This is a genomic window from Brevibacillus composti, assembly GCF_016406105.1.
GTDB classification, from domain to species: Bacteria; Bacillota; Bacilli; order Brevibacillales; family Brevibacillaceae; genus Brevibacillus; species Brevibacillus composti.
Map to the genome: position 1 here is coordinate 282,501 of NZ_CP066308.1, position 22,993 is coordinate 305,493.

16 protein-coding genes and 10 tRNA genes (1 of these 26 running past the window's edge) are annotated in these 22,993 nt (G+C 48.5%); 25 read left to right on the top strand and 1 reads right to left on the bottom strand.

The window, feature by feature from the left end; genetic code table 11:
- The 11 genes from JD108_RS01600 to rocF all read left to right on the top strand — a co-directional run.
- Nucleotides 1–55, top strand: a tRNA-Asn gene (locus tag JD108_RS01600) (it extends 21 nt beyond the left edge of the window).
- An 8-nt stretch (nt 56–63) separates the two neighbouring features.
- Nucleotides 64–139, top strand: a tRNA-Thr gene (locus tag JD108_RS01605).
- An 8-nt stretch (nt 140–147) separates the two neighbouring features.
- Nucleotides 148–224 (top strand) — tRNA-Glu (locus JD108_RS01610).
- Between the two features lie 84 nt (nt 225–308).
- A tRNA-Val gene (locus JD108_RS01615) sits at nt 309–384 on the top strand.
- A 193-nt stretch (nt 385–577) separates the two neighbouring features.
- A tRNA-Tyr gene (locus JD108_RS01620) sits at nt 578–662 on the top strand.
- Between the two features lie 15 nt (nt 663–677).
- Nucleotides 678–752: transfer RNA gene (locus JD108_RS01625), tRNA-Gln, on the top strand.
- 8 nt (nt 753–760) lie between these two features.
- Nucleotides 761–836, top strand: a tRNA-Lys gene (locus JD108_RS01630).
- A gap of 54 nt (nt 837–890) precedes the next feature.
- Nucleotides 891–967: transfer RNA gene (locus JD108_RS01635), tRNA-Arg, on the top strand.
- Nucleotides 968–996: 29 nt separating this feature from the next.
- Nucleotides 997–1,073, top strand: a tRNA-Pro gene (locus JD108_RS01640).
- A 60-nt stretch (nt 1,074–1,133) separates the two neighbouring features.
- Nucleotides 1,134–1,207: transfer RNA gene (locus JD108_RS01645), tRNA-Gly, on the top strand.
- A gap of 171 nt (nt 1,208–1,378) precedes the next feature.
- Complete coding sequence (gene rocF / locus JD108_RS01650; RefSeq protein ID WP_198828289.1) at nt 1,379–2,275, top strand: arginase; 897 nt, start codon at nt 1,379–1,381, stop codon at nt 2,273–2,275.
- Nucleotides 2,276–2,349: 74 nt separating this feature from the next.
- Here the strand turns inward: rocF and JD108_RS01655 are convergent, their stop codons facing one another.
- A complete protein-coding gene (locus JD108_RS01655) occupies nt 2,350–2,499 on the bottom strand; it encodes an aspartyl-phosphate phosphatase Spo0E family protein (RefSeq protein ID WP_198828290.1) in 150 nt (49 codons plus the stop codon).
- A 177-nt stretch (nt 2,500–2,676) separates the two neighbouring features.
- Between JD108_RS01655 and sigW the strand changes: the two genes are divergently transcribed.
- From sigW to JD108_RS01725, 14 genes are all read left to right on the top strand, one after another.
- Nucleotides 2,677–3,240 carry an RNA polymerase sigma factor SigW gene (gene sigW, locus JD108_RS01660; RefSeq protein WP_198828291.1) on the top strand — a complete coding sequence of 188 codons (564 nt, stop codon included), beginning with the start codon at nt 2,677–2,679 and terminating at the stop codon, nt 3,238–3,240.
- 16 nt (nt 3,241–3,256) lie between these two features.
- Nucleotides 3,257–3,880, top strand: a complete 624-nt coding sequence (locus JD108_RS01665; RefSeq protein ID WP_198828292.1) for a zf-HC2 domain-containing protein — start codon at nt 3,257–3,259, stop codon at nt 3,878–3,880.
- A 107-nt stretch (nt 3,881–3,987) separates the two neighbouring features.
- A complete protein-coding gene (gene cdaA, locus JD108_RS01670) occupies nt 3,988–4,806 on the top strand; it encodes a diadenylate cyclase CdaA (protein WP_198828293.1) in 819 nt (272 codons plus the stop codon).
- On the top strand, nt 4,799–6,040 hold the full coding sequence (locus JD108_RS01675) for a CdaR family protein (RefSeq protein ID WP_198828294.1): 1,242 nt from the start codon (nt 4,799–4,801) through the stop codon (nt 6,038–6,040). Before cdaA ends, JD108_RS01675 begins: the two co-directional genes overlap by 8 nt.
- A gap of 47 nt (nt 6,041–6,087) precedes the next feature.
- A complete protein-coding gene (gene glmM, locus JD108_RS01680) occupies nt 6,088–7,434 on the top strand; it encodes a phosphoglucosamine mutase (RefSeq protein WP_198828295.1) in 1,347 nt (448 codons plus the stop codon).
- 507 nt (nt 7,435–7,941) lie between these two features.
- Nucleotides 7,942–9,774, top strand: coding sequence for a glutamine--fructose-6-phosphate transaminase (isomerizing) (glmS, locus tag JD108_RS01685; protein WP_198828296.1), 1,833 nt, complete (start codon nt 7,942–7,944; stop codon nt 9,772–9,774).
- A 247-nt stretch (nt 9,775–10,021) separates the two neighbouring features.
- Nucleotides 10,022–10,219 carry a hypothetical protein gene (locus JD108_RS22740; protein WP_228728260.1) on the top strand — a complete coding sequence of 66 codons (198 nt, stop codon included), beginning with the start codon at nt 10,022–10,024 and terminating at the stop codon, nt 10,217–10,219.
- Between the two features lie 53 nt (nt 10,220–10,272).
- Entirely contained in the window at nt 10,273–11,409 is a 1,137-nt protein-coding gene (locus tag JD108_RS01695) for a sigma-70 family RNA polymerase sigma factor (RefSeq protein ID WP_198828297.1), read from the top strand.
- Entirely contained in the window at nt 11,379–14,684 is a 3,306-nt protein-coding gene (locus JD108_RS01700; RefSeq protein ID WP_198828298.1) for a DEAD/DEAH box helicase, read from the top strand. The genes JD108_RS01695 and JD108_RS01700 overlap by 31 nt, the downstream gene beginning before the upstream one ends.
- A gap of 44 nt (nt 14,685–14,728) precedes the next feature.
- On the top strand, nt 14,729–16,333 hold the full coding sequence (locus JD108_RS01705) for a restriction endonuclease subunit S (RefSeq protein ID WP_228728261.1): 1,605 nt from the start codon (nt 14,729–14,731) through the stop codon (nt 16,331–16,333).
- A 35-nt stretch (nt 16,334–16,368) separates the two neighbouring features.
- Entirely contained in the window at nt 16,369–16,878 is a 510-nt protein-coding gene (locus JD108_RS01710; RefSeq protein ID WP_198828299.1) for a hypothetical protein, read from the top strand.
- Nucleotides 16,879–16,922: 44 nt separating this feature from the next.
- Entirely contained in the window at nt 16,923–18,446 is a 1,524-nt protein-coding gene (locus tag JD108_RS01715; RefSeq protein WP_198828300.1) for a class I SAM-dependent DNA methyltransferase, read from the top strand.
- Nucleotides 18,436–19,740, top strand: coding sequence for a restriction endonuclease subunit S (locus tag JD108_RS01720; RefSeq protein WP_198828301.1), 1,305 nt, complete (start codon nt 18,436–18,438; stop codon nt 19,738–19,740). The genes JD108_RS01715 and JD108_RS01720 overlap by 11 nt, the downstream gene beginning before the upstream one ends.
- A gap of 17 nt (nt 19,741–19,757) precedes the next feature.
- Nucleotides 19,758–22,889 (top strand): type I restriction endonuclease subunit R, encoded by a 3,132-nt coding sequence (locus JD108_RS01725; protein ID WP_198828302.1) that lies wholly within the window; start codon nt 19,758–19,760, stop codon nt 22,887–22,889.
- Nucleotides 22,890–22,993: the final 104 nt, after the last annotated feature.

Here is a 22,993-nt window from a genome sequence, read left to right on the forward strand (position 1 = left end):
GAGCAATCGGCTGTTAACCGATCGGTCGGGGGTTCGAGTCCCTCCCGAGGAGCCATATCACTCGCTCCTGTAGCTCAGTAGGTAGAGCGTTTCCATGGTAAGGAAGAGGTCGCAGGTTCGATTCCTGTCGGGAGCACCATGTAAGATGGCCCGTTGGTGAAGCGGTTTAACACAGCAGCCTTTCACGCTGTCATACAGGGGTTCGAATCCCCTACGGGTCACCATACTACCCCGCAAAGTGAAGGGAATGCTTTGTAGCGACACCGAGCACTTTGCGGGGACCCCAAAACAACTGTTGAGGGGTATCTGGAGGCTTAGCTCAGCTGGGAGAGCATCTGCCTTACAAGCAGAGGGTCGGCGGTTCGATCCCGTCAGCCTCCACCATATTCTTATTCGCGGCGATCGGAAACGGGATCTCCCGTACCGGTTCACCCTCGATGAAGAACGAGGAGCATTGCTCGGGTACTTCAGATCTTGCTCGCTTGCGAAGATGATTCGACGCAGTGTCGCAAGTGGAAGCGATCCCGTCAGCCTCCACCATATCTTGAATCGTTGAACACGTTTTTTTCATTTCAACGGGGAGATAGCGAAGTGGCTAAACGCGGCAGACTGTAAATCTGCTCCCTCTGGGTTCGGCGGTTCGAATCCGTCTCTCCCCACCAGTTATCCATTATCATTGGGGTATAGCCAAGCGGTAAGGCAACGGACTTTGACTCCGTCATTCCTAGGTTCGAATCCTAGTACCCCAGCCACTTGTTTTGAGCCATTAGCTCAGTTGGTAGAGCATCTGACTTTTAATCAGAGGGTCGAAGGTTCGAGTCCTTCATGGCTCACCAGTTCTTTTACCCAAAGGATTTGTACTGTTGAGATTTGCGAATAATAACATACATGTGCCCTTAGCTCAGCTGGATAGAGCGTTTGACTACGAATCAAAAGGTCGGGAGTTCGAATCTCTCAGGGCACGCCACTTTATTTTACGACGTAAAATGAAGGTGTCGGGAAGTAGCTCAGCTTGGTAGAGTACTTGGCTTGGGACCAAGGGGTCGCAGGTTCGAATCCTGTCTTCCCGACCATTTTTTTTATCCCATGAATGAAATTGGGATTTGCTTTTTTTTTTAAGACATCCCCATCATGCGGGTGTAGTTCAATGGTAGAACTCCAGCCTTCCAAGCTGGTCGCGTGGGTTCGATTCCCATCACCCGCTCCATAACAGAGATGACACCGAAATGCAGCCGACGGGCTGTTTTTTTATGCTTGCAGAAGGCTTGCATGCGGGAGCAGGCGTACTATTTATGCAGATTTGTGTCGAGTTGAGTCATTTCTCCTTTCAAGGCTACAATAAGTAACAGTAAAGCAGCCCAGGAAAGGAGTCAGGTTCATGAACAAAAACATCAGTATCGTAGGGGTGCCGCTTGATCTGGGAGCAGATCGTCGCGGTGTAGATATGGGACCTAGTGCGATTCGGTACGCCGGCGTCGTCGCCCGCTTGGAACAAATGGGCCTGAACATCCAGGACAGAGGAGACATTTCCGTCACCCGACCTCATCGTTTTACGGAAACAGAGAATCACAAATACCTCGACGAAGTGGTTGAGGCCAATACGAAGCTGGCTGAGGTGGTCAGCGAGATCATGCAAGAAGGGCGCTTTCCGCTCGTACTCGGAGGCGATCACAGCATCGCCCTCGGCACCGTGGCCGGCGTCGCACGCCATAAGAAAAACCTCGGCGTGATCTGGTTCGATGCCCATGGCGACCTCAATACAGGCGAAACCTCTCCGTCAGGAAATATCCACGGCATGCCGCTGGCTGCAAGCCTCGGATTTGGACATGAGCGGCTGGTCAACATCGGAGGCTTCGCACCAAAGCTGCAACCTGAAAATGTCGTGATTATCGGGGCGCGTGATTTGGATCGCGGGGAGAGGGAATTGATCAAGCGAATCGGTCTGAAGGTCTTTACGATGCACGAGATCGACAAGCTGGGGATGGCCCGTGTGATGGAAGAGGCAATCGCGCATGTATCGAGACAGACCGATGGGGTACACCTCAGTCTCGATCTGGATGGTCTGGACCCGCATGACGCCCCAGGCGTAGGCACTCCGGTCATAGGCGGGATCTCCTACCGTGAAGGGCATTTGGCCCTGGAGATGCTGGCCGAGGCGGATGTTCTCTGTTCTGCGGAATTTGTCGAGGTGAACCCGATTCTCGACAGGGAAAATGCAACGGCGCGTGTCGCTGTGGCCCTCATGAGCTCCGCCTTTGGAGATAAACTTTTATAACAAAAAAGGAGAGGCGGGATCCTCTCCTTTTTCATTTCCACATCTTTACATGCGATAGGGAAAGCGGTACATTACTAAGGATGGAGATGCAGTTGGTTGAGCAGGTGGTCAAGGCGTACACTCAGCTCGATCATGTCGGTCGTGATGGTTTCCTGTTCTTTATACTTTTCATTCAGCTGTTGGCGCAGTTGTTCGATCTGGAGAAGAACATCATCCTGAGTCATTTTGTTCACACTCCTTAACCGATAGGATCAAAAAGGTGCCATCACTACTATAGAAAGACAACCCCCATTTTATGCCTGTTATTCCCGAAAAAATGGCGGTGTGCACCCACACCTAAATTTGAAACCATATGCAGTATCAATCGTATATAAGAAATACGGTATTGCGGGGAGGATCGCATGGAGTTTGTAGAAAAACGATTAACGCAGCGTGCCAAGAGCGGAGACCGCGAAGCGTTTGCTGAGTTAATCGATATATATAAAGACAAGATATTTCAGCTCGCATACCGGATGGTGGGCAACCGTCAGGATGCAGAGGATATTGCGCAAGAGACTTTTTTGCGGGTCTACGCGAACTTGCACACATACGACGAGAATTTCAAATTTTCCACGTGGATTTACCGCATAGCGACCAATTTGTGCATTGACCGCGGGAGAAAAAAGCGGCCTGACTTTTCCCTGGATGAAGAAGTCGAACCGGGACAGGGGATGGACTGGTATTCCCGCCTGTCTTCCAACGAAAAAAACCCTGCGGACAAAGTGGTCACACAAGAATTGCAGGAAACGGTGCAGGAGGCTTTGACACATCTGTCACCCAAGTATCGGTCGATTATGATTTTGCGTTATATCGAGGACCTGTCGCTGCAGGAGATCAGTGAGATCGTCAAGCTGCCGGTCACGACGATAAAAACCCGTATCCATCGAGGACGGGAAGCACTGCGCAGCAAGCTGCGATTCATGTAAGAAAGGAGTAGTCACGATGGAATGCCGAGAAATGATCGTCCTCATTCACGAGTTTCTGGATGAAGACATTGACGAATTGTCCAATCAGCAGCTGCAGTCCCACCTAAAAACATGTGGCTCTTGTCGTCGACATCTTCATGAGCTGCAAAAAGCGATCGCCTTTTTACAAAGTGCGTCTCATATACACGTCTCTGCGGATTTTACATCCCGGGTAGTGGCGAAGCTGCCTGCGCCGACCAAGAAAAAGCGGTTTTCCGCCTGGTTGCGCAACCATCCATTTCTTACAGCGGCCGCGGTCTTTCTCTTTTTGATGACGGGCAGCGCGATTGCCTCGTGGTACGAACGGGACAATACCCTGCAAATCGCTTCCTCCAGCATGGATAAGCTGAAAATCGACCGTTCGCGCAATGTGGTGGTGGTGCCCGCGGGTACGACGATTGATGGCGATCTGGTCGTACGGAATGGGAATGTCGAAGTGCTGGGAGAAGTGAGAGGGAATGTCGTGGCCATCGAGGGCAAGGTGATCCTGGCGTCTACAGCACAGGTCGCCGGCAGCGCCGAATCGATCGAGGCTATCTTCGATTGGATCTGGTATGAGGTGAAAAATATTGGAAATGACTTGCTTCCCATCTTCCCATAAGAGAAAATAAAGAGTACAAGATGTTCAGCACGGCGCGAGAAGCCGTGCTTTTTCCGCAGGGATTCAAGCGACTGCATTGAGATGGAGCGAGACATGGGGGCTTCGTTATGATATCACTGGACTATGGAGATATATTGCGGTATGGGATCGACATTCTGTTGGTCACGTACGTGATTTATAAATTGATCATGCTGATCCGCGGGACGCGTGCTGTACAGCTGCTCAAGGGGATCATGGTCATTATCATCACTTGGCTGGCAAGCAAGTATTTTCAGCTCACCACCCTGCACTGGCTGATGTCGCAAGCCTTTACCTTCGGGGTGCTGGCGATCGTCATCATCTTTCAGCCGGAGCTGCGCCGGGCGTTGGAACAGCTCGGGAGAGGAAAGCTTTTTTCGCGAACGAATGCCATCCAGGATGAAGAAATCGTGGCGAGGGTGGTGCAGGAGGTATGCAAGGCCGTCACGTATATGGCGAAGCGCCGGATCGGAGCGCTGATCGTCATCGAGAGGGAAACCGGCCTGAATGACTTCGTCGAGACAGGAATTGCCATAAACGGCCGAGTCAGTTCTGAACTGTTAATCAATATTTTTATTCCGAATACGCCATTGCACGATGGGGCGGTCATCATGAGAAAAGACGTCATTTTGGCAGCAGCGAGTTATTTGCCCCTTTCTGAAAACAGCACCATCTCCAAAGAGCTAGGCACCCGTCACCGCGCCGCTATCGGGGTAAGCGAGGTCTCTGACGGCATGGCCATCGTGGTGTCGGAGGAGACGGGACAGGTTTCCTTTACGGCAAACGGGCAAATGAACCGAAATCTGACCGAGGAGCAGTTGGCCGAACTGCTTACCGGGAAGCTGCATCCGGCCCTGAAGAGCAAATCTGGCAGTCTGTGGCAGTGGAGGCGAAAACTCAATGGATAAGTGGATAAACAGTCATTGGTTTGCGCGTGTGGTTGCTCTTTTGTTGGCTGTCATGCTGTGGACGGTGGTCAACCTGGAGGGGGAATCCGCCACTTCGACCGATTCCGCCCCGCCTCTTTTGATAGACAGTGTCGTACTGCATGTGAAATACGATACCGATCGCTTCTATGTGGCCAAGATGCCGCGAACGGTGCAGCTCGCACTGGAGACAAACAATCCGTTTTACAAGCATAATCTGCTCCCGCAAGACTCCCGCGAAGTATACGTGGATCTGATGGACAAAGGGAAGGGGACGCACCGCGTTCCGGTCCAGCACAAAGGCTTTCCCGACGATGTGAGGGTGGGTGTCATTCCGAACATCGTCGAGGTGACGCTGGAGGAAAAGAAAACGGTCGAGCGGGAGGTCACCGTGGAGCTGCTGGGACAGGTGGCGCCTGGGTACAAAGCCGGAGAGCCTTTGGTCAAGCCGTTCCGGGTCCTGGTGCGCGTGCCGGAGAGCCAGGCTGATCGGGTGGCAGCGGTCAAAGCTCCGGTCGATCTCGAAGGGGCGACCTCGCCGATCAAAACCACGGTGCCGCTGAAGGTCATGGACAAGTCGGGCAATACCTTGCAGGGAGCGGAAGTGATTCCGCTCACGGCGGAGGTGAGCGTGCCCGTCACCAGTCCGTATGTCCAGGTGCCCATTAAATTAAACTTGACGAATGAATTGCCCGATGGCTATAGTTTGGCTAGTGTGGAAACGAATGTGGATGAGGTAACGGTGTACGGTCCGAAAGAAGTCATCGATGCGCTGAAGCCGGAGACGTACCCGGGTCCGGAAGTGGATCTCAGTGACATTACCTCAGATCGTCTGATTGAGCGGAAGATGCCGGTCTTGGAGAACATCGTCAAGGTGGAGCCGGATTACCTGAAGATTGCCCTGAAGGTCGTACCGTCCGCCACCAAACGAATGGAGAAGCTGCCCATCCGGATCAGCGGCCTCGCTGAAGATATGCAGGCGCGCGTGCTCTCCGCCGATGGACAGGAAATGTCCACGATGGACGTGGATGCGGTTGGCGCACCGTCCATCCTGGAGACACTAAGACCAGAAGATGTGCAGGTCTTGGTGGATGTCAGCAACATGCCGGCTGGGGTGTACGAGGTTCCTGTCACTTATATTTTCAATCAGCCGGATTACGTGAAGCCGGCCAAGAACGTCATCACGAAAGTCACAGTCGAAATCACCAAAAGATAGTTCTGGGCATAAGCTGTTTTGTACAAGGAAAGAAAAGAGGGACAAACATGGGGAAGTATTTCGGAACAGATGGTGTGCGCGGAGTCGCCAATGCGCAGTTGACGCCGGAGTTGGCGTTTCGTATCGGCCGCATAGGCGGGTATGTTCTCACCAGACATAGACAGGAAGGCAAGCCCAAGGTAGTGATCGGGCGCGATACGCGGATCTCCGGTCAGATGCTGGAGAGCGCGCTGCTGTCCGGTCTCCTCTCGGTTGGAGCGGAAGTGGTCCGGTTGGGTGTCATCTCTACTTCTGGAGTGGCGTATCTCACGCGGGCTCTGGGAGCGGATGCCGGTGTCATGATTTCGGCTTCTCACAACCCCTTCCCGGATAATGGGATTAAATTTTTCGGAAGCAATGGCTTCAAGCTGTCGGATGAGGTGGAGGCGGAGATCGAGCAGTATCTGGATGCTGCCGAGGATACGCTGCCGCGTCCGACTGGCGAGAACATCGGAGCGGTGCTGGATTTTTTGGAGGGGGGACAAAAGTACCTCTCTCACCTGAAGGGTACTGTTTCGGAGCGCTTTGACGGCATGAAGGTCGTGCTCGATTGTGCCAACGGTGCAGTCTCTTCGCTGGCAGCCCGCCTGTTCGCCGACGTGGAGGCGGAAGTCGTCACCATCGGGGCGAATCCAAACGGCGTCAATATCAACGAACAATGCGGATCGACCCATCCTGAACGCTTGCAGGAGGAGGTCCTGAAGCACAAGGCGCATCTGGGCCTGTCTTTTGACGGGGATGCGGATCGCTGTATCGCCGTGGATGAGAATGGCGAAATCGTCGATGGGGATTACATCATGGCGATTTGCGCACGTGCTCTCAAGGCAAAAGGGAAGCTGAACAACAACACCGTCGTGACGACAGTCATGGCCAACATGGGCTTCTTCAAAGGCATGGAGGAATGCGGGATCAATACGACCAAAACGGCCGTAGGGGACCGCTACGTCGTGGAAGAGATGCTGCGCGGGGGCTACAACCTCGGCGGCGAGCAATCCGGCCACATCGTCTTCCTCGATTACAACACCACGGGAGACGGCCTGCTCACTGGCCTGCAGCTTTTGAACATTATCAAGGAATCAGGAAAGCCGCTGTCCGAGCTGAAGCAGGTTATGGTCAAATACCCGCAGCTGTTGGTCAACGTCCGCGTGGAAGACAAGAACAAGCTGAACGGCAACGAAGCGATCGAACAGGCGATCCGGGAAGTGGAAGCCAAGCTGGCTGGCAACGGCCGCGTCCTCGTCCGTCCATCCGGTACGGAGCCGATTGTGCGCGTCATGGCGGAAGGCCCGGACGAAGCGCAGCTGGAAGAGCTGGTCAACGAAATCGTCGAAGTCGTGAAAAAGGAACTCGTCTAATTTGCGAGGGGGGGTGGTACGATGCCACTCCCTTTTGCATACAAGTATTACAGGCTCCCAATTTAGTGCTGACCGTCCCGCTTTGCTGGCGAGTGCGATTATGACAAAAGAATGATTGTGAAGCCCGTCCAGTTGTGATAAAGTGTGGAATGTGCCTGGGCTGACAAGAAAAAGGGGGAATGTCCGGAAAAGAAAAACAGCGACTGAATCGAGAAAAACGGTAGGATAAGCGCCAGCACTACAGCTGCCCGACGTGGAGTGTAGTGGACGAGGTGGAGGTTTATCGAAGAGTTCGGCGGATGCCTCCCGGTCGGATATCGCGGCCGCGGAGCGCGGGGGCAAAACAACAGGGCAACTTGTTGCACAAGACCCGCGCACGATATCAATTTTTTTGTGAAACAGATCGTGTTACCAAATAGACAACAAGACAACGGAATGGCGGGGGCGCAACCCCCGTACCATCGACACCGGGTTGTGTCCCCGCCTACGGGAAGGGGACTTGCAAACATGTGCGGAATTGTAGGATACATTGGCGATAAACAAGCGCAAGAGATCATCATCGGAGGACTGCAAAAGCTGGAGTACCGCGGATACGATTCGGCGGGGATCGCCGTTTTGACGCAGCAGGGGCTTTTGGTAGACAAGGCGCAGGGACGTCTGGCTGTGCTGGAAGGCAAGCTGGCTGCCCAACCGCTGGCGGGCCATGCCGGGATCGGACACACACGTTGGGCGACCCACGGCAAGCCGTCTGACGAGAATGCCCACCCGCATACCGATGCCAGCCACAAATTTGCGGTCGTACACAACGGCATCATCGAGAACTTCATGCCGATCAAGGAAGAGCTGATCAGCAAAGGATACACATTCGTCTCGGAGACCGATACCGAGGTGATTGCCCACCTCCTGGCTGATCTCTACGACGGCGATATCGTCTCGACAGCGCGCAAGGCGGTGCAGCGCATGCGCGGAGCCTATGCGCTGGGCATCATGACCGAGCACGAGCCGGATAAGCTGGTCGCTGTGCGTCTCGCCAGCCCGCTGATCGTCGGCGTCGGCGAGGGAGAGAGCTTCATCGGCTCGGACATCCCTGCGCTTCTGGAGCATACCCGCGACGTCTACATCCTCAACGAAGGGGAGATGGCCGTCCTGACGCGCGAAGGCGTACAGCTGATGGATGCCCAGACCGGCGAAAAAATCGAGCGGGAGATCTTCCGCGTCGACTGGGATCTGGTCCAGGCGGAAAAAGGCGGCTACGATTCGTTTATGCTCAAGGAAATCTACGAGCAGCCGCAAGCCGTGCGCGACACGATGGGAGCGCGGATCGACCAGGAGAACAAACGGGTCATCCTGCCCGAGCTGAAGATGAGCGATGCCGAGCTGGCCGCTTATGACCGCTTGTACATCGTGGCCTGCGGAACCTCCATGCACGCCGGACTGGTCGGCAAGGACGTCCTGGAAAAATGGACGCGCGTCCCGGTAGAAGTGGCAGTAGCCTCGGAATTCCGTTACCGCGACCCGATCTACACCGACAAGACCCTGATGATCGTCATCAGCCAATCCGGTGAGACAGCCGACACGCTGGCGGCGCTGCGCGAAGCCAAAAAGAGCGGCGTCAAGGTGCTGGCGATCACGAATGTCGTCGGCAGCTCGGTCGCCCGGGAAGCCGACGAGGTGATCTTTACCTGGGCCGGACCGGAAGTGGCGGTGGCTTCGACCAAGGCCTATACGTCGCAGGTCATCGCGCTGTATCTGTTTGCTTTGTATTTTGCGCAGGTCAAAGGAACGCTGCCGGCGGACGAGATCGCGGCTACCGTCGATCATCTGCAGGAGCTGCCCGCGAAGATCGGCGCCATTTTGGAAAACGTCGAGCCGATCCGCCAATACGCCCACACGATCCAGGAGGCGACCAGCCTGTTCTTTATCGGGCGCGGACTGGACTACGCCGTCTCCCTGGAAGGCTCGCTGAAGCTGAAGGAGATCTCGTATATTCACTCCGAAGCGTATGCGGCCGGCGAGCTGAAGCACGGCACGCTCGCGCTGATCGAGGAGAACGTTCCGGTGGTGGCCTTGGCTACGCAGTCCGATCTTTTTGAGAAAATGGTCAGCAATATCGTCGAAGTGAAAGCGCGCGGCGCCCATGTGCTCGGCTTCGCCCTCGAAGGCGACCGGGAGCTGGCCAAATCGGTGGACGAAGTGATTCACATCCCGGCGACCACACCGATGCTGACGCCGATTTTGACCGTCATTCCCTTGCAATTGCTCTCCTACTACACCTCTGCTGCTCGCGGGCTGGATGTTGATAAGCCGCGGAATCTGGCGAAGAGTGTGACGGTGGAGTAGGGGGGAGCGTAAAACCCTCAAAATGTTGTTCACTGAAAATAGTGTTTTAGACTCAGAAAATAAAGTATTAGACTGTAAAAATAATGTTGTAGACTAAGAAAATAATGTATTAGACTGAGCTTAATGGTAGTAACGGCTCTTCTATTACGTCGACAGATGCTACAGCATAGATTCACATCATGACTCCATTTTGGGGCTGCCTTTGGGTAGCCCCTTTTGATTTTGAATTTGAATTAGGAGTGAGTAAATGGCCAAGCGTAAACGGCAAATTACCGGAGCCAAAATAGAGAAATTTATTAAACAAGGTAGAGGTCAAGGTGTCGGGAAAGACTATTTACCTTGGTTAGAGATGCAGTTAGTCAAACTGCCTTTTTCGTTTTTTCAATTTCTTTATAACAATTGCCACTACAATTTAGTATTGAAATACTCAATTTGCATGTGGTAATATTTACCCAACAAATAACAGTTGCATTTATCAAAGAAGGGAGGTCAATCCTATTGACTTATTTTCAAATCAATGAAAAGTTGCGTGACTTCGAATTAGTATTCCGGGATAAGGATTTAATTAACTTTAACGATGCCAAGGATTATTTACGTGAAGCTCTTCGGCAAGAGTTGGATGACGGATATGTAGAATCTTTCCTCGAAGTTCTTGGTTATAACAATATTGAGAAAGTTAACAAATCCGATAATAACCTTGATGATCTCAATCTTGATGAAATCCTCAATATGGATTGGCTTCCAAACAAAGATACTCAAATATTACGAAACAATCCCGGTTCGCATCCACAGAATACCCATTTGCTTAATGAGTTCCATGTTGAAGAAGAAACCGCTGCATTCGATCGCCTAGTGGTTGAAAATATGAAATTGGTACATAAGGTAGCATCCAGATATTTGAAATACGTCGTGAATCATCAACTTAGTTTTGAAGATTTGGTCTCAGAAGGAACGATCGGTCTAATGAAAGCCATTAAGAAATTTGACATCAATCGAGATGTTCAGTTTTCAACTTATGCTGTATGGTGGATCCGGCAGCAAATAATAAGGGCAATTATAGACACAGGGACGACTGTACGCATTCCTGTTTACATGTTCGAGACCGTATTGAGGATTAAGCGAGCAGAGCATTCAAATCAGCTACATGGACAGATACCTGACCAAACCGAGATATGCATGCAACTTGGTATTACACCTAGTGTTTATAAACAGGCAAAGTTAGTAGAACATCGATTTTTAGGGAATACATCTATTGATCAATATGTATCAGAAGAAGACCAAGACACTGCGCTTGGTGATTTCATAAGTTTTGAAAGTCATAGCTATCCCGGCGTTTATGATGAAATGTTTTTTAACCCATCATTAATCATTGAGCAAAACGATGTCCGGACGAGGATACATCAGACCATCTCTAACCATTTAAAACCGAGGGAGCAAGAGATCATTTTTGAACGGTTTGGGTTTGTGGATAATATTCCCAAAACCTTGGAGCAACTAGGCAGGAGATTTGGTGTAACCAGAGAGAGAATAAGGCAGATAGAGGCAAAGGCAATAAGAAAACTTCGAGCACGGATGACAAGAAAGACAGTTCGGGATGATTTTCAGTGGCCACAACAAACGATCATTGGAGGTTGAGCGGAGTGAGATATGACAAAAATGAATTAATTCATATGCATGTGGAATCAATACAGAATTCCAACAATAAGCCGGTTCTTCTTGTATTTAAAGGCTTTCAATATGACTTTTTTAAAGGAGTAAAACTTGAAAAATTACTTTCTCTTCCGTTATCAATCGATATTACGGAACTTGATAACTCAAAAGCAGCTTTGCTCCCGGAGATTTTTCAAAAGATCGGTTCCATTAAAGATCAGGCGACTTGGTGTACATTTGAAGAGTATCTTGTATTAGGAGAAGAAATTCTCTCCCTTTATTTCACCATCGTAATTTTAGTAAACAACATTTATTTTAAAACTTTTCCACTATTGTATAAAATTCCAGAAAATCTAAGGATATTGAACACATACTTTCAAGAAGATGTCGAGAGAAACGACCCGGAACAAGACCCGATCTACGATGTATTTCAAAAATACTATGGAGATTTGAAATTAATTGATTCGGAATGGTATATCGTGTATGCGGATGACGTAAAGGCAGAAAATTTTTATCCCATTCCTTCAATTTCCTTAAAGGAGAACAAATTAGCTGAAGGCGATAATGCAGCTATAGAATTATCGGATGATGAGGACGAGTTTCTTATGCTTACCCAAAGTCTTCTATCCAATAATCTTTCAAACAAGAACATACTTATTTCGGTTACCGGGGACATACATGCATTTTCCCATCGTTACCATGAACGTTTGTTAGTCCTACAAGTTTTATGCAGTCATTTTGAATTTGTTCTGGTAACAAAAACGACTAAGTCAGATACAGTGCGAAATGAGTCTGAATATCTCGATATTTTAAAGAAATATTGGGGTTATCACAGTTTTAGAGAATTAAAAATGTACCGAGATATTCATGATCCCGAATTTAAGAAAGAGACCGTTACGATTCCTCAAAGTCAAATCATTGATGATATTGTAAAGCAAGCGTTGGCGGCAAACCGAGGAGAAACCTATAAAGACATTTTTGTTACTTCTCCAACGGGCGCAGGAAAATCTGTGATGTTTCAAGTGCCGGCTATTTATTTGGCCGAAAAATATAAACTAATGACCATTGTCATTTCCCCGCTCATTGGTCTTATGACAGATCAAGTCCAAGGGTTGGTTAACCGGAATGTGGCTTTCTCGGCAACGATCAATTCCGAAATTACACCTGTTCAGAAATTAGATATCATGGAGAAGATAAAGTCTGGGGAAATATCCATACTGTATATCTCACCGGAGACATTATTAAGTCGTTCTGATATTACACAGTTAATCGGAGATCGTACCGTAGGATTGTTTATTATTGACGAGGCCCATATTGTTACGACCTGGGGAAAAGCATTTCGGTCCGATTACTGGTACTTGGGCAGTTATTTGCAGCGTTTACGCAAAGAAGAAAAAAACAAACGGAAAATGCAATTTCCTATTGCAACATTTACAGCTACTGCCATATATGGCGGAATGGAAGATATGTATGCGGAAACTCGGGATAGCCTTAATTTGATTAATCCGATCAGTTATTTTGGATATATCAAAAGGGATGATATTGACGTTCGCATTAAACAAAAAGAACAAACGAAGGAACGCTTCAGCGAATATCTAGTGGAAAAGTTTAAAATTTTAACGTACAGGCTCGAGCAGTTCTTATCAAAGGAACAAAAGACGCTGGTTTATTTCCCAACGGTTGGTTTAATTAATCAATACATCGAATTTGCAAAAATCTACGGGAGCGAGCGTTTACAAAAACATCTCACCTCCTATTATGGGCCCTTGGATAAGGAACGCAAACATTCAAATTACTTGCGCTTTCGGAATAACGAAGCACTGATTATGCTTGCTACAAAGGCGTTTGGTATGGGGATTGATATACCGGATATTACAAATGTATACCACTTTGCTCCAACGGGAAATGTTTGTGACTATGTTCAGGAGATTGGCCGGGCAGCTCGTGCTTTGGAGCAGGGCTACGCATATTTTGATTTTTTACCCAAGGATTTTGTACATGTGAACAGGCTGCATGGTATATCGACTATCCGGAAACAACAGTTGGTCCAAGTAATGAATAAGGTTCTTCAACTGCTCGAAAAAGATAAGAATCGTACTAATATTCGTCATTTGTTAGTGAATGCTGAAGAGTTTCGTTATATCTTTCAGCAAGGTTCTAATTCCGATCTACATGATGATATTGATAACAAACTAAAAACGGCGTTATTGATCATTGAAAAGGATTTTAAAGCAAAAATGGGTTACTCCCCGATCATTGCGCGACCACGAAGTGTATTTTCCAGAGAATATTTCATGGTTCAAAAAGAATATGAGCCTACTCTGATAAAACAATATGGTAATTATTTCAGGAAAATTGCTAAGGTTGGCAAAGAATCGTTTGGGGATATTTATTCATGTGACATGAAGGGACTGTGGGAAGGGCGATACCATAGTCTCTCCTTTCCACAATTTAAGTACAAGTTCCATTCAAAGGATGAAAGTTTAAAATTAGATTTCCTTGAATACTTGCTGCCAGTATTACAAATAGAGATTTCCTTAAAAGCACTTAATCTGAATCGATTTTTTACGGAACTTCATTTACAACTTGAAAGGACTGCAGATATACTAGGATCTTATGCAAAAAAACGAAATTACTTTTCCATTGACGATGTTGCTAAAGATTTACGTAAGGTAGTGGGTGGTGACAAATATTTTTGTGAGAATTTAGCATCAATTTTAGTCTACAGTGCAGATAACTACGATCGGATCATGCGGAAACACTCTAACTTCTACAATCGTTTCATTACTTATAATGAGGCTAAGGATCTATATACAATCCAAAATAGTGGTTATGCGGGATTTGTTGATTGGATTCGAGTAGAAATGAAGCACCTGTTAAGTAAACCCCATAACACAGGTGAAAATGAAAATGATTTTAAAATATTTTTACCTAAGGTGAACCGTCAAAAAATAGAAAAAACGTTTATTTTACTGGGGATACTTGAGGCTCTGGGGTTACTTATCTATCGTGTAAATGGGGGAGATAATCCGGAAATATTTATGCGCATTAACTCAAAGCTACAGATTGAACGAAGCTTGCAGGATCCTAATAAATATAAAAACTATATCCTGGAGAATGTTCATTTGAGACATGAGACATCTGTCGCAATGTTGACCTATCTTTTCAAGAATCAAGTAGACAATCGTACTTTCTGGGAGCATATCGAGAATTATTTTCTAGGCAAAATTCCTGACGAGGTTTTAGCTGAGGTAAGGTAAACCATTCAACACAGAATACAACAGACACCAAAGAAGGTGATAAATTGATAGAAACGTTCTGGCATATCTGCTTGCTTCATGATATCTCCACCCGCGATCAGTTGCTCCGCGAAGCAATCCGTGTGATCCGGACAAAGCAGTTATTCGAACAACAGGGACTATCGGACATCGAGCTATCAACAGATCCTGACATGCTTTTTCAATGGATGAAGGAACGCGTCGGAGAAAGAGAGCTTGGACATTTTCCAGGAGATCGGGATTTATTCTTTAAACTATATCATGCAGGCAAGGATATGGACTTATTGGAATACGCCCTGCAGACTATGCAGCAGGACCGGGTTACAGGCGGGATTATCGCCCATCCAGGGATCGTCGAGCGGTTTTTTGACATGTGCAGCCGCCAGCAATGCCGATCCATTCTGATTGCGGAAGCGGAGAAGTACATAAAAGGGTTTGTGGAGATGAAAAGCCGCATTCAGCCTTTTTCGATCACGTTGCTTACGGAAAGTTACATGATCGGCAGGCTGTTTAAGACCTATTTCACGTCCTGTACGAATGTCAATGTCATCCAAGCGTCAATCTATCAGCCGCTCCCTCTGGATGAGAAGTATGGAGCGATTCTCTCGATGCCGCATTTTGGCTTGAAAATGAATGATGATGTTCTATCGATTCGGGAGTCTGAGAGTGCTGCGGTGGGCCACCTCCTTCCTCTTTTGCAGAATGGTGGCAGAATTAGCGTAACCTTGCCTGCTCGAATGATGTTTCAATCCGGTGCGATAGGAGACTGGCGAAAGCTAATCAATGAATCGGCCCCCGTGCAATCGATCTATTCGCTCCCGGACGGATTGTTTCGTCCATTCACGTCAGTCAAGACGTATCAGGTGGAGTTCGGCAAAGCGGCACCAGACCAAGTTATACTTGGGCGACTGCAACTGGAGAAATCGAGGCTAGTCACGGAACGGGAATTAACCATCCATCCTGATCAGTTTCAGAACCTGGATAACTGGCGGATTGATTTACTTCTGGACGAAGATCAGGATACATTACGTACGTTTCAACAAGCCGCCATACCCAAAGTGAAGTTACGTGATGTAGCGGACATCTTCCGGGGGAAGTCTATTTTGAAGCAGGATTTAAGATCTGGAAATATAAGGGTATTAAATATTTCAAACATAGAAAACGGAGAAGTGATGCTCGATCAGTTGGAAACAATTGACGAGGAAGAACGGAAAGTGAAACGATACGAAATTCTCCCTGGGGACCTGGTGATGACATGCCGGGGAACGGTTAATAAATTGGCAGTTTTTCCGGAAACAGATCATATCGTGATCGCCTCGGCGAACATTCTCGTCATACGTTTTCAGAAGCAGATTAACAGCTATTTTGCCAAAATATTTCTCGAAAGTCCGATTGGGATTGCGCTGTTACAGAGCTACCAACGTGGAACGACAGTGATGAATCTTAATCCAAATGATATCGCAGAGATAGAAATACCTATGACCACTGAAGAGATTCAATTATCAATCGTAGAAAGATATAAACAAGAAAAAGAAATCTACCTTACATCGATTCAAGCAGCAACAAGTCGATGGAGGCAAGAAAAAGAGGAAATATACAGCAAATTGTATGGTTTGATAACAAGTAATTGAACATGCCGTTTTAATCGTAAGAAGGGGGTATTGCAATGGGAGCAGTTCGGAAAGCAGATTTTTACTATGGTTCTTTATTATCTTGCTTTGTTAACAATGGGCTTGCACCTGCGATTATTGAGCCGGGGGACTCTCGGAGAATATACAAGATTGCAACAAATAAAGGTGATTTTCAAATATATGCAAAATATGTTTCAACTCCGATAAAAAGACAAAGAACAGATGTTCAACTATGGCAGTTCATTTTTTCGCCAGACGAAGTGGAATTCATTCGAAAACACGAGGATACGAATCATACGTTGTTCTTTGTTTTGATTTGTGGACAAGAAAGGATGCAGGATAGTGAAATCGCCATTTTAACTTTAAATGAAACAAAAGACTGCCTGGATGTAAATTACGATCGGGAAAGTTACCGAATCACCATCAAATATGAAAAAGGAACCCACGGATTAAAAGCCTATGGTACAGGAAGAGCAGATCTATTGGAGGGAAGGGACAATACGATTCGAGTTTCCCGTGATTTCTTCTCCTATTTTTTGAATTAGAACATGAGGCTTTCTCTAACGATCTCTGAGAGGACGAGTGCAAAATGGCAACAGCGAACATCGGATTCGAAGAAAAATTATGGAGCATGGCCGACAAACTGCGCGGCAGCATGGATGCGGCGGAATACAAGCATGTGGCGCTCGGGCTGCTCTTTCTGAAATACGTCTCGGACGCTTTCGAGGAAAAATACGAAGCACTGAAACATGAGCCGTACGCCGATCCGGAAGACCGGGATGAATACGTGGCGGCAAATATATTCTGGGTGCCAAAGGAAGCGCGCTGGAGCTACATCAAGGACAATGCCAAGAAACCGGAAATCGGCCAGATCATCGACAACGCCATGATTGCGATCGAAAAAGAGAATCCTTCGCTCAAAGGGGTGCTGCCGAAAGATTACGCCCGCCCGGCACTGGACAAAACCCGTCTCGGCGAGGTGATCGACCTGTTTTCGTTTAAAGTCGGGGATGAAGCGAGCCGTTCAAAAGATGTGCTTGGCCGGGTATACGAGTACTTCCTGAGCAAATTCGCCAGTGCGGAAGGGAAAAACGGAGGCGAGTTCTACACGCCGAACAGCGTCGTCCGGTTGCTCGTCGAAATGATCCAGCCGTTCAAGGGGCGCGTGTACGACCCGTGCTGCGGTTCTGGCGGCATGTTCGTGCAAAGCGAAAAGTTCGTCGAGGAGCATCAGGGGCGGATCGGCGATATTGCGGTATACGGACAAGAGTCCAATCCGACGACATGGAAACTGTGCAAAATGAACCTGGCGATTCGCGGTATCGACGGCAATCTGGGCGCGCATCATGCGGATACGTTTCACAACGATTTACATAAAAATCTGAAGGCCGATTACATTCTGGCCAATCCGCCCTTTAACATCAGCGACTGGGGCGGCGAACGGCTGACGGAAGATGCGCGCTGGACCTACGGAATTCCGCCCGCCGGAAATGCGAACTATGCCTGGATTCAGCATATCGTGAACAAGCTGGCGCCGAGCGGTGTGGCTGGCTTTGTACTGGCGAACGGATCGATGTCGACCAGCACGACAGCGGAGTTGGAGATTCGCACCAAGCTGGTCAATGCGGATCTGGTCGATTGCATCGTCACCTTGCCGGGGCAGTTGTTTTACTCGACACAGATTCCGGTGTGCCTCTGGTTTATCGCCAAGAATAAAGCACCGAAAGGACTTCGCGATCGCCGCGGGGAAATTCTGTTTATCGATGCCCGTAAGATGGGGCATATGGTAGACCGGACGCATCGCGAGCTGAGTACGGAAGATATCCGCAAGATCGCCGATACGTACCACGCCTGGCGCGGTCAAGCGGAAGCGGGGACTTATGAGGATGTGAAAGGTTTTTGCAAAGCGGCGAAGCTGGCGGAGGTGCAGGAGCATGAGTACATCTTGACGCCGGGGCGGTATGTCGGGATCGAAGATGTGGAAGAGGATAGCGAGCCGTTTGAGGACAAGATGGCGAGGCTGACAGCGGAATTGGCAGAGCAGTTTGCCAAGTCACGGGAGTTGGAGGAAGAGATTCGGAAGCGGCTTGGGGGGATTGGGTTTGAAATATAAGATAAGGGAATTATGTAAGAGAATCACTAGTGGCGGAACCCCTTCCCGGACGGAGCAAGAAAAGTATTTTGTAGATGGAACTATTAACTGGGTTAAAACGCAGGAATTGAGGGACTGTAATGTAAATGAAACCGAAGAGAAGATTACAGAAATCGCTTTAAAAGAATCTTCGGCTAAGCTATTACCTAGAAATACGGTATCCATGGCTATGTATGGGGCTACAGTTGGCAAACTAGGCATTTTGAAAACTGAAATGGCTACGAATCAAGCGTGCTGTAATATGGTTGTAGAAGAATCAAAAGCAGATTATAAATTTCTGTTCTATTCGCTATTAAATAATAGAAAGAAAATTATAAGTTTGGCTAACGGTGCGGCGCAACAAAACCTGAATCTTTCAATCATCGGCGATTTCGAAATTGATTGGTTTCCACTAGAGGAGCAACGCGAAATCTCTGGAATATTATCCGCTATGGATGCCAAAATCGAACTCAACAACGCCATCAACAAAAACCTCGAAGAAATGGCCCAAACCCTTTTTAAACGCTGGTTTGTGGACTTTGAGTTTCCGAATGAAAATGGAGAACCGTATAAGTCCAGTGGAGGTGAGTTTGAAGAAAGTGAGTTGGGGTTGATTCCAAAGGGGTGGAAAGTTGGTAGATCAACAGATATATTCGATGTACTAAGTGGAGGCACACCCAAAACAAGTAATCCTGAATATTGGAATGGAGTTATACCGTTCTTCACTCCAAAAGATTGTTTAAACTCGTTTTATGTAATTAATACAGAGAAAACGATAACAGAGGTAGGCTTGAATAATTGCAATAGTAAGTTATACAAAACTGATACAGTTTTCATTACTGCCAGGGGGACAGTTGGGAAAGTCAGTATTGCGGGAAGGGATATGGCGATGAACCAATCTTGCTATGCGTTAATAGCAAAGAATGGTTTTACACAAAAGTACATCTTCCTTCAGACCAAACAAATGATAAGTGCCTTGCAAAAGAATGCCAACGGTGCGGTGTTTGATGCAATAACAGTCTCTACATTTCAAAATTTAAAAACTCTCGTACCTAATATTCAGTTGGTAAGAAAATTTGATGAAGTTATTAATAATATTTTTTTGTTGATTCTTGAAAAAACTAATGAAATTCAATATCTACAAGGTTTACGCGACACCCTCCTCCCCAAACTCATGTCCGGAGAAATTCGAGTACCGGTAGAACAAGAATACTCACACGAAACCCAACTGCCAATGGTTGCAGAAAACACGTCAGAATACAAACCCGTTACCTGACCAAAGGAGGTGCACACGTGGCCTACTACACCACATCCTACACCGAAAGCGACCTGGAACAAGCCGCGCTGGAATGGTTTGAGGAGTTGAACTACGACAAAGCGTACGGCCCTGAAATCTCACCCGAAGGAGAATATCCCGAGCGGCAGTCTTACCACGAAGTCATCCTGAAAGACCGCCTTCGGGATGCGCTGCTCCGCATCAATAAGCATTTGCCGCGCGAGGCGATTGAGGAAGCGATCCGCATCATCGAAGTGCCGCGAAGCCCGAGCCTTTTGATCAATAACAAAGCGTTTCAAAAGATGATCACCGACGGGATCGACGTCCAGTACCAGGCAGCAAACGGCGAGTATCCAACGGAAAAAGTCTGGTTGTTCGACACAGACCCGGATCGTATTGATAACAATGACTTTCTCGTGGTCAACCAGTTTACGGTGATAGAGAATCAGGGAGAAAAGCGGCCGGATGTGGTTGTTTTCGTAAACGGTCTTCCGATCGCCGTCCTGGAACTGAAAAGTGCTTCAAACGAAGAAGTCGGCATCAGTGAAGCGTACAATCAGGTACAGACCTATAAAAGCGCGATTCCCTCGCTCTTTACCTATAATTCCTTCCTGGTGATCAGCGACGGCGTGAATGCCCGGGTCGGCACGCTCACGGCAAACGAGGATCGGTTTATGATGTGGCGCACCATCGATGGCGAAGACGTGGCGCCTTCCTCCCTGCCCCAACTGGAAGTGCTGATCAAAGGGATGTTTGAAAAAAGCCGCCTGATCGACATCATCAAGCATTTCGTGCTGTTTCAGACCGACGGGGAACAACTCTACAAAATACTGGCCGGGTACCACCAATACCATGCCACCAATAAAGCAATTGCGAGTACGCTGCGAGCCACGATGGACGAAGGGGACCGGAAAATCGGCGTCATCTGGCACACGCAAGGATCGGGGAAAAGCCTGTCCATGGTCTTCTATGCCGGAAAGCTCGTCTTGACCCTGAACAACCCGACGATCGTGGTGGTGACGGATCGCAATGACCTGGATGATCAATTATTTGGTACGTTCAGCAAATCGAAGGATCTGCTTCGGCAAACGCCGCAGCAAGCGGAAAATCGCAGTCATTTGCGAGAACTCCTGAAGGTGGAGTCGGGCGGAATCATCTTTACGACGGTACACAAGTTCACCCCTGATGAAAATGAAGACAAGTATCCGGTACTGACGGAACGCAGCAACGTCATCGTGATCGCGGACGAGGCTCATCGCAGCCAGTACGGTTTTCAGGCGGAAATGGCTGTCGGTGACGATGAAGCAGCGATCAAATACGGTTATGCCAAATATATGAGGGATGCATTACCGAATGCGTCCTATATCGGGTTCACGGGCACACCGGTTGAGCTGACGGACAAAAATACGCCTGCCGTCTTCGGGGACTACATCGACATCTACGATATGACCCGTGCGGTAGAAGACGGAACGACGGTCAAAATCTACTACGAAAGCCGAATTGCCCGCCTGGAGCTGGCGGAGTCGGAAAAACCGGTCATCGACAGTGAGTATGAGGAGATTACGGAGTATCAGGAGTATACGCAGCGGGAGCGGTTGAAGTCTCGTTGGGCCCGTCTGGAAGCATTGGCCGGTGCGGAAAAAAGGGTTAAAAAGGTGGCCCGGGATGTCGTCGACCATTTTGAACAGCGGCAGAATGCCGGTTTTGGCAAAGCGATGATCGTCGTCATGTCACGCCGGATCGCGATCGATATGTACAAGGCGATTGTGGCACTGCGGCCGGACTGGCATAGCGACGATGATAACGAGGGAAAAATCAAAATTGTCATGACGGGAAGCTCCAGCGACCCGGCGGAATGGCAACCGTACATCGGCAATAAGCGCCGCCGGGAGCATCTGGCGAAACGGATGAAGGATGTGAACGACCCTCTGCAGATCGTCATCGTCCGTGATATGTGGCTGACTGGCTTTGACGTGCCGAGCATGAACACCATGTATATCGACAAGCCGATGAAGGGGCACAATCTGATGCAGGCGATTGCTCGTGTAAATCGGGTGTTCCGCGACAAGCCGGGCGGGCTGATCGTCGATTATATCGGAATTGCCGACATGCTGAAATCAGCGCTGCAGCAATATACCGAAAACGACCGCAAAACGGCGGGCATCGACACAGATCAGGCCGTTGACTACATGATGGAGAGACTGCAACTGATACGCGAACTCTTGCATGGGTATGACTACAGCAAGTTTGCCTCGGAAAAATCGTCCGAACGGATGAAGGCGATTGTCGAGACTGTTGACTATGTTCTGGGTCTGGGTGATGAGCGAAAACGGAATTTTCTCAACTGGACTACCGAACTGGCAAGAGCATACTCCCTGTGTGCCACCACCGCCTCCGCAGAACAAGTCCATGTGGAAATCAGTTTTTTCAAAGCGGTGAAATCGGGAATTGTCAAACTGATTACCACGGAGAACAAAAAGAAAACCACAAACGAACTGGATGCCGAGTTGAACCAGCTGATCTCCAAGTCTATCGTTTCCGATGAAGTGGTCGATATTCTAGAAGCGGTCGGTCTGCAAAAACCGAACATCGCGATTTTGTCGGATGAATTTTTGGAGCATGTCCGCGGCTTGAAACAGAAGAACCTGGCGGTCGAGTTGCTGCGGAGGCTGCTACAGGGCAAAGTGAAGGCGGTATCGCGGACAAGTCTGGTTCAGTCCCGGAAGTTTTCTGAGATGCTCGAAGAAGCCGTCCGCAAATACAATAACCGTACAATCGAAACCACACAGATCATCGAAGAACTTATCCAGATGGCCAAGGACATGAATGCTGCCATGAAACGCGGCGAAGATCTCGGTTTGATCAAGGAAGAACTGGCCTTCTATGACGCACTGTCATCCAATGAATCGGCGAAAGAATTGATGGGCGATATCATGTTGAAGCAGATCGCTCATGAGCTGACCCTGGCAATCAAGAAGAACATCAAGGTCGACTGGACGCTGCGAGAAAATGTGCGTGCGCAAATGAGGGTTACGGTGAAGAAGCTGCTGAAAAAGTACGGCTATCCACCGGACCTGGAGCAAATGGCGATCGATTTGGTGCTGCAGCAGGCGGAGTTGATGGCGCAGGCAGAGGCAGCGGAATTGTAACCGTTATCAAGGCGTAGCTAGATCGTGAACAATCTGGACAAGGACAGGCACTATCCAAAGTTTTGGCTGTAAATCGCAAGCCGGAGGAAACGCGGGGGATATCC